Origin of the sequence: Bacillus cereus group sp. BfR-BA-01330 (assembly GCF_022663885.1) — a bacterium.
In the GTDB taxonomy this organism is placed as follows: Bacteria; Bacillota; Bacilli; order Bacillales; family Bacillaceae_G; genus Bacillus_A; species Bacillus_A cereus.
On record NZ_JAKUGK010000001.1, the window covers coordinates 726,726 to 741,407 of the forward strand.

A 14,682-nucleotide genomic window follows, 5' to 3' on the forward strand; every position below is an offset into this window, starting at 1 on the left:
AATCATTTTTACGGTTTACAGAGAGGGAAGCCAAGGGTGTGAGCTTCCTAACACGAGAAATGATTTTACCACCTTTGAACTTCAATAGTGAACGAGTAATCTAGTAATTATTGACGGTATCAGCCGTTATCTGAACTTGAGCAATCTAGGGAGAAATACGTCTAGATTGGAACAAGGGTGGAACCACGAAAACACATTCGTCCCTTTCCTAGGGATGAGTGTGTTTTTTTACGGATTTAGAGATTGAAAATTTAAAATAATTTAAAAATAGTATTGATTTTGTTTTTTATGCGAGTATAATGAGTTAACAAATAAACATGAACGAAAAAGTAACGATAAGGACAAGAAATCATTTTTACGGTTTACAGAGAGGGAAGCCAAGGGTGTGAGCTTCCTAACACGAGAAATGATTTTACCACCTTTGAACTTCAATAGTGAACGAGTAATCTAGTAATTATTGACGGTATCAGCCGTTATCTGAACTTGAGCAATCTAGGGAGAAATACGTCTAGATTGGAACAAGGGTGGAACCACGAAAACACATTCGTCCCTTTCCTAGGGATGGGTGTGTTTTTTTTATTACTTTGAAGGGAGGTGCGGTAACATGAAACGATTTATAAGTACGGAAATAACCACCACCTGCATGACAAAAAAGCAGAATAAGGTGATTTATAGGTGTAACAATTAAACTTTTAGGAGGAGATTAGAAGATGAATAACGTTATAAATGTTGGAGTATTAGGTTTAGGTACGGTCGGAAGTGGTGTTGTTCATATTTTGAAAGAACATTATAAAAAAATCGCTCTTGATACAGGATACGAAGTGAAAGTGAAAACAGTCGTTGTACGTGATTTGGAAAAAGAACGCGATGTTTGTATTGACGGGATTGCAGTAACAAGTCATGCAGATGAAGTTCTAAATGATTCGAATATTGATATTGTAGTAGAGGTAATGGGCGGAATTGAAGAAGCGAAGCAGCATATTGTTAAGGCTTTACGAAATAAGAAACATGTCGTGACAGCAAATAAAGATTTAATGGCTGTATACGGTGCAGAGCTTCTTCAACTGGCGAACGATAATGATTGTGATTTATGTTATGAAGCGAGCGTAGCAGGCGGTATTCCAGTGTTAAGAGGACTAACTGACGGGCTAGCATCAGATCAAATTGAAAAAATAATGGGAATTGTAAATGGTACAACAAATTATATGTTAACAAAAATGAGTCAAAATGGGTGGTCTTATGAAGAGGCTTTACAGGAAGCGCAAAAATTAGGTTTTGCAGAATCGGATCCGACAGCAGATGTAGATGGACTAGATGCGGCGAGAAAGGTAGCAATTCTTGCAAACTTAGGTTTTTCGATGAATGTTTCATTAGATGATGTGCAAGTAAGAGGGATTCGAAAGGTCGAAAAAGAAGATTTACAAATGGCTGAAAAGTTAGGATTTACTATGAAGTTAATTGGGAAAGCTGAAAAACAAGGACCAGCCATTCATTTAAGTGTAGAACCGACGCTTTTACCGAGCCAGCATCCATTATCAAATGTGAATAATGAATTTAATGCGGTGTATGTCCATGGCCAAGCGGTAGGAGAAGTGATGTTTTATGGACCCGGAGCTGGAAAGTTGCCAACTGGTTCTGCTGTAGTAAGTGATATTATTTCAATCGTTAAAAATATGAATCAAGTTCCGAAAAATAAAAGTGCGTTAAAAGAACCAGTTCCTTATGAATTACAAGGTGATGAAGAAGTAGTTTCGAAATATTTCTTACGCATTTCATTACAAGATGAGCCTGGGATGTTACAAAAAATAACAGAATGTTTCGTTAATTATTCTGTAAGTTTAAAAGAGGTTATTCAATTACCTTTAAACCGTGAACTGGCAGAAGTCGTTGTTGTGACACATCGAACTTCCAAGTATCAATTTGAACGAGTTTTAGAAGCGATAGAAGCTGTCGCAAGTGAAATAAACAGTTACTACATTATTGAGGAGGAAAAACAATATGTATAAAGGACTATTAAAACAATATGCGTCTTATTTACCGGTGAATGAAAATACACCTGATGTCAGCTTAATGGAAGGAAACACACCACTTATTCCATTATTAAATATATCAAAACAATTAGGGATTCAGCTATATGGTAAGTACGAAGGAGCGAATCCGACAGGTTCTTTTAAAGATCGTGGTATGGTCATGGCAGTTGCTAAGGCGAAAGAAGAAGGTTCAGAAGCAATCATTTGTGCATCAACAGGTAATACATCAGCGTCAGCTGCAGCATATGCGGCACGTCTTGGGATGAAATGCATTATCGTAATACCAGAAGGAAAGATTGCACATGGAAAATTAGCGCAAGCGGTCGCTTATGGAGCTGAAATTATTTCAATAGAAGGGAATTTCGATGATGCACTTAAGGCTGTAAGAAATATTGCTGCAGAAGAGCCGATTACGTTAGTAAACTCAGTAAATCCTTATCGAATTGAAGGGCAAAAAACAGCAGCGTTTGAAATTTGTGACCAATTGCAAAATGCACCAGATGTTCTAGCTATCCCTGTTGGGAATGCAGGGAATATTACAGCGTATTGGAAAGGCTTCTGTGAATATGAGAAAGAAAAAGGTTATAAAAAGCCAAGAATTCATGGCTTTGAAGCGGAAGGAGCAGCTGCAATTGTAAAAGGGCATGTAATTGAAGAGCCTGAAACAATTGCAACAGCGATTCGCATCGGTAACCCAGCAAGTTGGTCGTATGCAGTAGAGGCTGCCGAGCAGTCTCGTGGTGAAATAGATATGGTATCAGATGAAGAAATTTTACATGCGTATAGGTTATTAGCAAAAACTGAAGGAGTTTTCGCTGAACCAGGATCAAATGCTTCATTAGCCGGCGTAATTAAACATGTTCAATCTGGGAAAATCAAAAAGGGAGAAACAGTTGTTGCGGTATTAACTGGAAATGGTTTGAAGGATCCTGATACCGCTATTTCTTCAAATCAACTAGACATCGCAAGTGTGTCAAATGATATAGAACAAATTAAAGATCATATTAAAGGGGTGATTATGTCGTGATACCATTTAGCGTTCGTGTCCCTGCTAGTACGGCGAATGTTGGTCCTGGATTTGATTCAGTTGGAATAGCTTTGTCATTGTATTTAGGTGTGGTGGTTAAAGAAAAAGCTGATAAATGGCAAGTAATCCATTCCTTTGAAGAATCAATTCCGACAGACGATAAAAATTTAATCGTTAGCACGGCATGTAAAGTATGTCCTTCTATATCACCCCATATAATAGAAGTTACTAGTAATATCCCATTAACGAGAGGGCTAGGAAGTAGTGCATCAGCGATTGTAGCTGGGATAGAGCTTGCGAATCAACTAGGCAATTTGAACTTAACTGCTGATCAAAAAGTTCAAATTGCTACAAATTTTGAAGGACATCCTGATAATGTTGCTGCTTCTATATTAGGTGGAACTGTAATTGGAGCACTTGATGGAAAGGATGTTTCCGTCGTAAGAATTGAGAGCAAGGAATTGGGTGTAATTTCTCTCATTCCGAATGCAGAATTAAATACAGATGAAAGTCGATCTGTATTACCAAAGATGTTTCCGTTTCATGAGGCAGTTAAAGCTAGTGCGATAAGTAACGTATTAGTAGCTGCATTATGTCAAAAGCGGTGGGAAGTTGTAGGTGAAATGATGGAGAGAGACCATTTTCACGAACCATATCGTTTAGAACTCGTACCGTTATTACCATCTATTCGTAAATGCGCAAAAGAATTTGGTGCGTACGGTACAGCACTTAGCGGTGCGGGACCATCTATTTTTATATTAACGCCATATGAGAAACGTCAAGAAATCGCTGAGCAATTAGCGAGAGTATTTACAGATATGAAAGTATGTGAGCTTGAAATCGACCATAAAGGTATTATTGTAAATAAGGAAGAGCATATTGGATCGTAAAGAAAGCTGGCATGGCTAGCTTTCTTTACGTTGCAAACCTATTTTAAATTAGGTTTTTTTCGGAAAAAAATATAAAACAAATGTTGATTTTGAATAATGTAAGTAAAGAGTGCATTCATTTTGGAGGTGATTAAATGAATAAAGAGTCACCAGAAGAAAAAAGAGAGCGTATGAGACAAAGTGAATTAAAAAGTAATCCTACGGGTTCTTTACATGACGGACTCAATAGAGCGGAAACAGGTAGTCCAGTTGATATAGCAGGCGGTATGAATTGGAAAGGCACAGGAATAATCATTTTAGTACTATTTTTAGGATACATTGTATACACTTATTTTTTCAGTTGAAGAATGCTTGTTAAAATTTTGATTTGTTTAGTTTCATAATTATTGAGAAAAAAACGCAGTTACTGTATTACATATCTTCTAAGCAAGTTATAGTTGTTCATATCAACTTTTAATACTCCAAATAGAGCTAGCAAAATGCTAGCTCTATTATTTTTTGCCACATTCCTGTAACAAACCACCTGTATATTCATTGGTGGAGGTGCAGAGGATGAAAAAAATGATAGCGATATGTCTTCTAACAACTATGCCATTTTCGACTTTAGTCGGTTGTGACGTAAAAGGTAGTAATGCTGTACAAGAGTCTAAAATAAAGAAATCGACGTATAAAGATTTTACTTATGATGTAAATCCAGAAACATTCACATTAACTGTAGAACATGAGGGGGTAAAGGAACAGGCATCACGACCCCTACCGAAAATGAAGGTATCGAATGTAAAAAAAGAAAAGGATCGTACATCGTGGGAATATCCAGATCAAAAAGTAAAAATAAAATTAGAAAAGAAAAAAGACCACTTAAACATTGAAGTGGAATCGACTGGTGCAGAAAGCTTTACATGGCCGAAAGTAGAAGCTGAAAATTATACACTTCCGTTATGGGAGGGTAAGCAAATTCCGAGCAATGATGAGAATTGGAAGAAGTTTTTAAAGGATGATGCATATTCATTTGCTGAATCATTTTCTATGAAGTTTTTCGCATTAAATGGTTCGAAATATTCAATTGTATATATTGCAAACAATATGTTTAATAATGAATTGAAGTTTCATTCGGATCCGAAAATAGGATTTGATTTTACACATGAATTTCCGAGCATAAATAAAAATAAAACATATGGATTTCAATTATATGTGACAAATAATGATGCGGTAAGCATTGCTAAACTGTATAAGGATGATATTGTTCGAAAAGGTGAATTTAAAACATTACAAGAAAAGGCTAGAAAAAATAAAGAAATCGAAAAGTTATATGGAGCGGCGCATTTTTATTTTTGGAATCAAAATGGTCTATCAGAAAATAATATAAATTGGCCAAAACTAAGGGAGCAAATAAATAGCCCGCTGTTTAGTCATATAAAAGAACTTATTCAAAAGAATAGTTCAGAGCCTGGGGAACTGAATGTATTAGATCAAGTAAGTAAACAAGATTTCATTGATAAGTATCAAAAAAATGTTATTTTACGTTATATAAACGAAGTATTATCCATGAAGGAATTTTATAAAGAGGATATTTTTCAAAACGTTGATCAGGAAGCTAGTGTGCTATTAAAGAAAGGTGTAGGTCACTTAACGAACACAGAATTGTATAGCTTAAATAAGCATTTATTAAAGTCGCTACTTGGTGATGCGGTTGAAGAGGTAAGTAAATGGGGTAATGCAGATGGAACGGACATACTAAAGGAAATGAAAGAGGTAGGAATAGAAAAAGCGTGGATTGGTCTGCCGAACTGGGAACAAGGATTTATGCAACCTAATTTCGTGACAAAAGCGAAGGAAATGGGGTATTTAGTTGGTCCGTATGATTCATATCATTCCATTCACGAAAAAAGTGATAAAAATTGGAACACAGCATCCTTTAATGACCCATCATTATATGAAGAGGCTACTGTAACGAAGAAAAACGGAGAAAAGGTGCAAGGCTTTTTAGGCAGAGGTCGCAAGTTAAACCCGACTTTATCGCTGCCTAGTGTAAAGGAACGCATGAATGATATATTACAAAATGGTCCTAAATATAATTCATGGTTTATTGATTGTGATGCGACAGGTGAAATTTACGATGACTATTCAGCGAAACATATAACGACACAAGAGCAAGATTTAAAAGCACGTTTAAAACGAATGGACTACATTGCGCAAGAAAAGGGTATGGTCGTTGGTTCTGAAGGTGGAAATGATTTTGCTAGTAGTACGATTGCATTTGCACACGGAATTGAAACACCTGTTATTAAATGGGACGATGAAGATATGCGGAAAAATAAAACAAGTCCGTATTATGTCGGTGGATATTGGTCACCAAATCAAAATGTTCCCGAAAAATATGCAAAACAAGTACCATTGAAAGAAGAATATAAACAAGTGTATTTAAACCCAGTATATTCGGTACCATTATATAAATTAGTATACAATGATTCCGTTATTACAACGCACCATTGGGAATGGGGAAGTTTAAAGGTAAAAGATGAAGTTGGAAATCGAATGCTGTCTGAATTATTGTATAATGTTCCTCCGTTGTACCATTTAGATGAAGTAGAGTGGAATAAACATAAAAAAGAAATTACAGAGCATCTAAAAGTTTGGAATGAAGTTCATGAAAAAGCAGTAAAAGAAGAGATGACGAATTTTGCGTATTTGTCAGAAGATAAGCTAGTACAATCTGTTTCTTATGGAAAAAATATTAAAATCATTGTGAACTTCTCAAATGAAGACATGGAAGTAGAAAAAACGAAAATAAAAGCAAAGTCGGCTTTTATTGATAATCAGGGGAAGAAAAGCATGTATACGCCGTTTGAGAAATAATAACGTGAAATATACTGTATTCATAGAGGTTTTATCATTAGCTGGACTCTTTATTCATATCGTTTATCTGGAAAAAGATATCCTAATTTAAAATGAAAGAGTTAATGAATTTATAAATTTGCATGTTGCGAAGTGCTAAATTTTTGAAATTGGTAAATAGTGACTTGCCAAAAATAAGTACGAGAGTATAATGTGAAATGGAATACATATTGGGTTTTAGTAGTAACCTTACAAAATTGTAAGGTTACTGAAAGGAAATTCAATATGAAGATAAATAGACTTACATTATACTTGGTAAAGAGAAAGAGAGGCGAATGGGTATGAGCTCTGAATTAGAACAAAATACGAGAAGTAATAAAAAGCGTTCTAAAAGAAAGTCAATAAAATGGTTCATATTAATTCCATTTTTCCTACTTATTTTTGGAGGAGTAGGATATGGTTCGTTTATATATAATAAAGCAAAAGCTGTTGTAAATGATGCGTATGCGAAAATTGAAAAGTCATCAAAGCGTGATAAAGAAGTTGAACCTTTAAAGGATAATATTTCAATATTAATCATGGGTGTAGATGGAAGTGAAATGAGAAAAAGCCAATATGGCGAAGCAGTTCGAACAGATGCACTTTTATTAGCAACAATTAATAAAGATGATAAGTCTGTTAAGCTAGTAAGTATTCCACGTGATTCACGTGTTTATATTCCAACTAGAAAAAAATTAGATAAAATTACTCATGCTCACGTATTTGGTGGCGTAGAAAGCACACGCGATACGGTGGAAAGATTCTTAAATGTCCCTGTTGATTATTATGTGAAGTTTAACTTTGAATCATTCGTACAAATTGTCGATTCAATTGGTGGTATTGATATTGATGTACCAGTTACTTTCACTGAACAAGATAGTAAAGACCAAGCTGGTATGATCCATTTAGAAAAAGGTTACCAACATTTAAATGGAGAACAAGCACTTGCACTTGCAAGAACGCGTAAAATTGATAGTGACGCAATGCGTGGACAGAGACAGCAACTTGTAATAGAAGCAATTGCCAAAAAAGCGATGTCTGTTCAATCAATTAGCAAAATGGGCTCTTTACTAGATGCGGTTGATAAAAATATGAAAACGAACTTAACATTTGACGATATGCTTGCCATCACAAAAAATATGGCAGGATCTAATTTGGAAATGGAAAAATTGCAAATAGAAGGCACAGATAAACGTATCGGTGGTATTTATTATTACATTCCAAATGAAAAAAATGTAAAAGATATTTCAAAAAAATTAAATGATCATTTAGGTGTAACGCCAAAATCAGTCCGAAATGAATAATAAAAAAAGATTGGCTTTTGCCAATCTTTTTTTTTGGAATGTATTTGTAACTTTTCTGTAACGATTTTTTAGTTTAGAAAAATTATACTCATATGTATGAGTATAATGGATAGGTAAAAAAGTAAAAGGACATATTCAAAATTTGTGGTAAGGAAAGATATCATATGCAGAAATGGTTAAGTATGATGGGAATTATCTTTATATTGACTGGATGTAAAATGTCTGAAGCTCCAACAAGTCTAATGGAAGCTCCTACAAATGAAAAATGGATTGATGAATTAAAGGAACAAATTGATAAAGATTTACCTGTTAATTATCGCTTACTTACTCCAATGTCTAATAGAGATAAACAGACGACATGGTCAATGAATTTCGAGCGAGATAATAAAAAAGAAGCTGTCATCGTATATAAAATACCTAATGAAGATTATCATATATATTTAGCCGTATATGAGAAGAAAAATAATGGATGGAATATGAAGTCAACCTATACATTTGATGGGGAAGAAGTAGATATTGTTGAGGTAGGAGATTTCACAGGGAGTGGGAAAAGGGAACTATTGATAGGAATAACTACCAATCGTGATTTATTAGAAAACACAATGTATGTTTTTTCCGATGAGAGTGACGATATAAAGGAATTTTATAGACAGAAGTATACAAAGTTATTTATAGATGATTTAAACAAAAATGGTTTTAAAGACATAAGCCTTGTTTCGCATATGAAAGATGAACAGTTGAAGGTTCAGTTCATTGAAAAGTTTAAGGTATTGTCAGAGGTTACATTTGATCCGTATATAAATAGTATTCAAAGAATACAAATGGGTCGTATTTCTAAATCATTAAAGGCAGTTGTAATCGATGCGGGAACAGGGGCTCATTCAGGTATAACTTATGTAGCAAAATTTGATCAGGATCATTATGAAGTATTACCTATAGATGGGAAAGAAGATTTATTTAATGAATATGTTGTAGAAAGTAAAGATGTTAATGAAGACGGCATTATTGAATTTGTTCGTACTGTACGCCCAAAAGGTTGGGAAGATAAATCACATGGTGATAGTCCGCTTTTTGAACGTTACATACAGTGGAGTGAATCTGGAATTAAACCAATTGAAGAACGATATATAGATATAGAAAAAGGGTATTATGTGAAAATTCCTAAAGAGTTAATAGGGAAAATTACAATACCAGATCAGCAAAAAGAATCAAATTCTCAAAAGTTTTTGGATACAAGAACAAATAAAATATGGCTTGAAGTTCATATTTTTAAGCGGAAAGAATGGTTCAATATAAAAGGCTACAGCGCAGCAATTAAAACGGCTTCTCACGTATATGCAGTACCGAAGCAATCGGAATTTGAAAAAGTGAAAGCATATATAAAACCGCTAGCGGATTATCAACAAGAGTAGGAGGTGGGAATTATGTCAAAAATTTTAGTTTTAGAAGATGAATTAACGATCCGTAGCTTTATTGTTTTAAATTTAAAACGTGCTGGATTTTATGTAATAGAAGCTACTACTGGAGAAGAAGCGTTACAAATTTTGAGTGAACAAACTGTTGATATAGCACTGCTGGATGTAATGTTACCGGGGATTGATGGTTTAGAAGTTTGTAAGGCTATCAGGAAAGAAAATGAAAAAATGGGTATTATTATGTTAACCGCACGTGTACAAGATGAAGATAAGGTGCAAGGACTAGGAATAGGTGCAGATGATTATATTGCAAAACCGTTTAGTCCAGTAGTATTAACTGCACGTATACAGTCTTTATTAAGAAGAATAGAAGTACATGAAGAAAAAACGAATATTGTTACGTCAGGTCCATTTTCGTTAAATATTATAGAAGAAAGATTGTATAAAGATGGACAATTAGTCGATTTAACACCTACAGAGTATATGATATTACAGTATTTAATGAATCAGGCTTCAAAGCCAGTTTCGCGTGATGAAATTTTAAATATGATTTGGGGAACCAATTACGTAGGTGAGACGAAAGTAGTAGATGTAAATATGAGACGGTTACGTCAAAAGATAGAATGTAATCCATCAGAACCTGAATTTATTCTTACGGTGTGGGGAAAAGGATATGTGTGGAAGGAAAGTATAAGATGAAACGGAAAGTGACTTTATATTTTATGACGGTCATTACACTTATGCTTGTATTATTTGAAGTTGTATTTTCAGTCTCAATTTATCGATACTATTATAATGGTATTGTGCAATATATAGAGTCTCATGCGAAAACGAGTACACGTTTTTTTTCAGAATACAATTCACTATACTTTATTCGATTACAAGAATATAGTGGTGACATAATTAGTAGCTTTCAATTAGAAGGAACAGAATTACAGTTAATTGATCGTCACGGCTCGGTTATACAATCTTCAAGTGGTGAAAAGGTAAAAGGTAAAGTGAATATTCCACCATCATTATTAGAAGGTGAAATGTATAATCAAGTTACTACGAAAGGTAATAAAAAACAACTAGAGGTGCTAAGCCCACTTATACATCAAGGACAAACTATTGGTGTTTTAAAATATACGACTGTTTTAACAAATGTAAATAAAAAGATTATTGAAATTATTACGTTTACTATTTCTGTAGGTATTGTTATTTCGGGAGTCGCCTTCTTAATTAGTAGACGTTTGGCAAATTCATTTGTTGAGCCAATTGAATCCATTATTCAAGCCTCTTCACAAATTGCAGAAGGCACATTAAAGCAAAAAATTAAAGAAGATTATCCTGGAGAATTAGGTGAATTGGCACATAGTTTAAATTATATGGCCTATAAAATAGATAAGGCTGAGCAGATGAAAAATGAATTCATTGCTTCTATTTCGCACGAAATACGAACGCCTTTAACAGGAATTAAAGGTTGGAGTGAGACGTTAAAAACAGTAGATCATTTAACAGAAGAAGAAATAAAGCAAGGTATGGGCATTATTTCAGGTGAGACAGATAGATTGATTCATTTAGTAGAAGAATTGCTAGATTTTTCAAGATTACAATCAAATCATTTTAATTTATATAAACAAAAGGTGCAGTTGTACGATATACTAGAGGAGACGATTTGGCAATTAACTCCTAAATCGGAAGAGAAGGAAATTCGATTTATTACTACTATAGACCGAATTGAATTGATGGGAGATCGAAATAGGTTAAAGCAAGTTTTCTTGAATATTGTTCAAAATGCAATTAAGTATTCACATAAAAAAAGTACAATACACATTGAAGCGACTAAAATAGAAGGACAAGCAGTGATTAAGGTAAGAGACGAAGGGATTGGAATTGCTAAAGAACATTTACCATATATTGAGCAATCATTTTACCAAATTAATAATCATGCTGCAGGTGCAGGTATTGGTTTAGCTATCGTTAAAAAAATGGTAGAGCTTCATGGCGGTGTGCTTAGTGTTACAAGCAAAGAAGGAATAGGAACAACAATTTTGATAAAACTCCCATTATAATACAAATAAAATCTATTTATATGGTGAAATAAAAATAAATAGATGTATAATTATATTGGGCGATTTATATATAAGATTAATAGGGAGAGGAATTCGATAGAATGGAAAAAGCTTTAAAAATTAAACAAATAGTAGTCGTTTTAATAGCGATTGCCGCAGTAGCTATTGGGTATTACATGTTTCAATCAATTACTTCACCAGCAAAAGCTGTTGCGAAACAAGAAAATGTAGTGCAGCTTGCAAGTGAACAGCCGAAAGTTGAAATGAATAAAACGGCACCAAGTCGTTTTAATGGAAAAGAAAGAAAAGTTGCTTATCTTACATTTGACGATGGGCCAGGGAAATATACGGCTGAATTATTAAATACGCTAAAACAACATGATGCGAAGGCGACGTTCTTTTTAATTGGAGCGAATGTAAAAGAATTTCCTGATTTAGTGAAACGTGAAAATGCTGAGGGTCATTATGTAGGCATGCATAGTATGACACATAATTTCGCAAAGTTATATAAAAATGGCGAGTATGTAAATGAGATGAAAGAAGATCAAGGTTTAATCGCTAATATTATTGGGAAATCACCTAAATTAACACGTCCTCCATATGGTTCGATGCCTGGATTGAATGAAGGTCTCCGAAATAAAGTGGTAGAAGGCGGATTTAAAGTATGGGATTGGACAATTGATTCATTAGATTGGAGATACAATAAAATGCCAGTTGATGCAGCTGCAGCACAAATTGCTCAAAACGTATTAACAAACGCAACAAAACCACAAGAAGTAATTTTAATGCATGATATTCACCCGCAATCAGTTGCTGCTGTGCCAGCAATTTTAAAGGGGCTAAAAGAAAAAGGTTATGAGTTTGAAGCTTATCATGAAGAGAGTCACTTCCCAGTGAACTTCTGGCATGATAACCGTATGTAATGGAGGAATGAACGTTGAAGTATGGAAAAGTAGCAGTAGTTGGAGCATTATCAGTAGGACTTTTAACAGGTTGTTTCGGTGAAAAGCCAGAAGAAAATCTATATACAGCTTTTGAAACAGCAGCAACACAAGAAAAATCTTTAGTGGATGAAGCAAAAAAATTAGAGCAGTTAGAGAAACAAGGGCAAGAATTATATGCTCAAATTTTGCAAGAAGGTAAAGATCATAATGAAGCAGTTGTGAAGAAAATAGAGCAAGCTACTGCAAATGTAGATGATCGTGAAAAAGTATTGAAAAGTGAGAAAGAAATGCTAGAAAAAGCACAGAAGGAAACGAAATCTGTTCAAAGTAATATAGAGAAGATTGAAGATAAGAAGTTACAAAAACAAGCAAAAGCAGTAGAAGAGTCGTATAAGAATCGTTATGATGCATTCCAAAAGATGAATGAAAATTACACGAAAGTGTTAGCGACTGAAAAAGAACTGTATGAAAAATTAAAAGTAAAAGAAACGAAATTAAAAGAAATCGGTGAAAAAGTTAAAACTGTTAATGAATTAAATGTGGAAGCACAAAAGTCGAAAGAGCAGTTTAACAAATTTACAAAAGAGTATAATGACAGTAAATTAGCATTCTACAAAGGTGCAGAAATTAAGATTAAAGATCAGAAATAAAGAAGAATCTAAAGTGTAATAAAAAGCCGGAGAAACATCGTTATAAATGTTTTTTCGGTTTTTTACGTTAAATGAATAGAAAAGACTGGAATTGATATCATAAAAGAGTTATAGTGAGTTATTCTAAGGGAAACATTGTAAAGTAAGGAGAATAGGAATATGTCATATGAATTTTTACTCAAATTAGGTTTAGCACTCTTTTTAGGATTATTCATCGGGATAGATAGGCAGCTAAAGAATAAACCACTTGGTGTGAAAACAAGTATGGTTATTTCTGTAGCAAGTTGTTTAATTACGATGGTTTCAATTGAATCTGTGCATGTATATTCTGTTCCAGGACATACAAATATGGATCCGATGCGACTGGCCGCTCAAATTGTTAGTGGAATTGGTTTTCTTGGCGCAGGTGTCATTTTACGAAGAAGTAATGACGTTATTTCTGGATTAACAACAGCTTCTATGGTGTGGGCTGCTTCAGCTTTAGGAATCGCAATTGGTGCGGGATTTTATTTACAAGCGACAGTTGCTATGGTTTTAATTATTTTAGCGATTAATGTACTTCCGCAACTTGTGAAAATTGCAGGACCGTATTCATTAAGACAAAAGGATTTATCTATAAAAATTACTGTTAAAGAGCATCATGAGTTAGATGGTATATTTAAGCAAATTAAAAATTTAGGCATGCATGTGAAACGCGTGAAAATTAAAGATATAGATAGTGGAGCATTTCAGCAACTAGAGATGGTTATTTTAGCTCCAGAAGATTTATATACAACAGAATTATATAGTTCCCTGAAAGAGATTGATCGAGTAGTTTCAGTTGAAGTGGAAAGTAGATAATTGTGATAAAAAAGAGTGAAGTGAATTCACTCTTTTTTATTTGGATTTTTAAGGAATGAAATTAATATAATGATGAGTAATAAAGGGGGAGAAATGATGGGAATACATATTAGAAGAGCAATAAAGGATGATATACAAGGTATAGCAAAGGTGCATGTCGATAGTTGGAAAGCAACGTATAAAGGGATATTTGCTGACGAAATTCTAGATAATATAGCATATGAGAAACGAGAAAAACAATGGGAAGATATTTTTCAAAAAGAGGGTAATCATCAATTTAGATTTGTAGCAGAGAATTTAAATGGAGAAATAGTTGGATTCATCGATGGGGGAGTAGAAAGAACTGGTACATATAATTGTGATGGAGAATTATATGCAATCTACCTTTTACAAGAGTATCAAGGAATGAAAATAGGACAAAAGTTATTTCAAGCTTTATTATCGGATTGTATAAATAATGATATGCAATCACTTTTAGTTTGGGTTGTTACGAATAATCCTTCTAAAAAGTTTTATGAAAAATTCAACCCTGAAAAAATTGATACGAAATTTTTAGAGAGAGTAAGGGTAGAAGAAACAGCGTATTGTTGGAGAGATTTGAATTTGTTACAAAAACAAACAGCTATATAGATTGATGCATATAATAATATTATG

General features: G+C 33.9%; 13 protein-coding genes and 2 other annotated features (1 of these 15 cut by a window edge). All 13 genes read left to right on the forward strand.

Translation table 11 applies throughout. The annotated features are described in order from the left end of the window. Positions 1-208, forward strand: a binding site (T-box leader); it begins 24 nt to the left of the window's first position. Positions 209-323: 115 nt separating this feature from the next. Next, positions 324-555, forward strand: a binding site (T-box leader). A gap of 155 nt (positions 556-710) precedes the next feature. The 13 genes from MR112_RS03710 to MR112_RS03770 all read left to right on the forward strand — a co-directional run bounded on the left by MR112_RS03710 (position 711) and on the right by MR112_RS03770 (position 14,658). Further along, entirely contained in the window at positions 711-2,006 is a 1,296-nt protein-coding gene (locus tag MR112_RS03710; RefSeq protein ID WP_001066899.1) for a homoserine dehydrogenase, read from the forward strand. Further along, positions 1,999-3,057 carry a threonine synthase gene (thrC, locus tag MR112_RS03715; protein ID WP_074553849.1) on the forward strand — a complete coding sequence of 353 codons (1,059 nt, stop codon included), beginning with the start codon at positions 1,999-2,001 and terminating at the stop codon, positions 3,055-3,057. The genes MR112_RS03710 and thrC overlap by 8 nt, the downstream gene beginning before the upstream one ends. After that, positions 3,054-3,947, forward strand: coding sequence for a homoserine kinase (gene thrB / locus MR112_RS03720; RefSeq protein WP_000612105.1), 894 nt, complete (start codon positions 3,054-3,056; stop codon positions 3,945-3,947). The genes thrC and thrB overlap by 4 nt, the downstream gene beginning before the upstream one ends. A gap of 134 nt (positions 3,948-4,081) precedes the next feature. Further along, positions 4,082-4,291 carry a DUF6366 family protein gene (locus MR112_RS03725; protein ID WP_001031478.1) on the forward strand — a complete coding sequence of 70 codons (210 nt, stop codon included), beginning with the start codon at positions 4,082-4,084 and terminating at the stop codon, positions 4,289-4,291. 208 nt (positions 4,292-4,499) lie between these two features. Continuing rightward, positions 4,500-6,803, forward strand: coding sequence for a glycoside hydrolase (locus MR112_RS03730; RefSeq protein WP_000738105.1), 2,304 nt, complete (start codon positions 4,500-4,502; stop codon positions 6,801-6,803). A 320-nt stretch (positions 6,804-7,123) separates the two neighbouring features. Further along, positions 7,124-8,125: an LCP family protein gene (locus tag MR112_RS03735; protein WP_002182662.1), complete on the forward strand. Its 1,002-nt coding sequence runs from the start codon at positions 7,124-7,126 to the stop codon at positions 8,123-8,125. A 164-nt stretch (positions 8,126-8,289) separates the two neighbouring features. Next, positions 8,290-9,537, forward strand: coding sequence for a hypothetical protein (locus MR112_RS03740; protein WP_001174859.1), 1,248 nt, complete (start codon positions 8,290-8,292; stop codon positions 9,535-9,537). A 12-nt stretch (positions 9,538-9,549) separates the two neighbouring features. Further along, positions 9,550-10,239, forward strand: coding sequence for a response regulator transcription factor (locus MR112_RS03745; RefSeq protein ID WP_000036068.1), 690 nt, complete (start codon positions 9,550-9,552; stop codon positions 10,237-10,239). Next, positions 10,236-11,594: a sensor histidine kinase gene (locus tag MR112_RS03750; protein ID WP_242244789.1), complete on the forward strand. Its 1,359-nt coding sequence runs from the start codon at positions 10,236-10,238 to the stop codon at positions 11,592-11,594. Before MR112_RS03745 ends, MR112_RS03750 begins: the two co-directional genes overlap by 4 nt. A gap of 101 nt (positions 11,595-11,695) precedes the next feature. Beyond that, entirely contained in the window at positions 11,696-12,517 is an 822-nt protein-coding gene (locus tag MR112_RS03755; RefSeq protein ID WP_000409484.1) for a peptidoglycan-N-acetylglucosamine deacetylase, read from the forward strand. 14 nt (positions 12,518-12,531) lie between these two features. Then, positions 12,532-13,188, forward strand: a complete 657-nt coding sequence (locus MR112_RS03760) for a YkyA family protein (RefSeq protein WP_000873566.1) — start codon at positions 12,532-12,534, stop codon at positions 13,186-13,188. A gap of 159 nt (positions 13,189-13,347) precedes the next feature. Continuing rightward, the gene (locus tag MR112_RS03765; protein WP_000119510.1) at positions 13,348-14,028 is read left to right on the forward strand and encodes an MgtC/SapB family protein; all 681 of its coding nucleotides are present in this window, start codon (positions 13,348-13,350) and stop codon (positions 14,026-14,028) included. A gap of 93 nt (positions 14,029-14,121) precedes the next feature. Next, positions 14,122-14,658: a GNAT family N-acetyltransferase gene (locus MR112_RS03770; RefSeq protein ID WP_031312783.1), complete on the forward strand. Its 537-nt coding sequence runs from the start codon at positions 14,122-14,124 to the stop codon at positions 14,656-14,658. The last annotated feature ends 24 nt before the right edge of the window (positions 14,659-14,682 follow it).

Bases quoted from the DNA above. Each gene is read 5' to 3' on its own strand.
- MR112_RS03710 (WP_001066899.1), top strand. From the start codon at position 711: ATGAATAACGTTATAAATGTTGGAGTATTAGGTTTAGGTACGGTCGGA.
- thrC (WP_074553849.1), top strand. From the start codon at position 1,999: ATGTATAAAGGACTATTAAAACAATATGCGTCTTATTTACCGGTGAAT.
- MR112_RS03725 (WP_001031478.1), top strand. From the start codon at position 4,082: ATGAATAAAGAGTCACCAGAAGAAAAAAGAGAGCGTATGAGACAAAGT.
- MR112_RS03730 (WP_000738105.1), top strand. From the start codon at position 4,500: ATGAAAAAAATGATAGCGATATGTCTTCTAACAACTATGCCATTTTCG.
- MR112_RS03735 (WP_002182662.1), top strand. From the start codon at position 7,124: ATGAGCTCTGAATTAGAACAAAATACGAGAAGTAATAAAAAGCGTTCT.
- MR112_RS03740 (WP_001174859.1), top strand. From the start codon at position 8,290: ATGCAGAAATGGTTAAGTATGATGGGAATTATCTTTATATTGACTGGA.
- MR112_RS03745 (WP_000036068.1), top strand. From the start codon at position 9,550: ATGTCAAAAATTTTAGTTTTAGAAGATGAATTAACGATCCGTAGCTTT.
- MR112_RS03750 (WP_242244789.1), top strand. From the start codon at position 10,236: ATGAAACGGAAAGTGACTTTATATTTTATGACGGTCATTACACTTATG.
- MR112_RS03755 (WP_000409484.1), top strand. From the start codon at position 11,696: ATGGAAAAAGCTTTAAAAATTAAACAAATAGTAGTCGTTTTAATAGCG.
- MR112_RS03765 (WP_000119510.1), top strand. From the start codon at position 13,348: ATGTCATATGAATTTTTACTCAAATTAGGTTTAGCACTCTTTTTAGGA.
- MR112_RS03770 (WP_031312783.1), top strand. From the start codon at position 14,122: ATGATGGGAATACATATTAGAAGAGCAATAAAGGATGATATACAAGGT.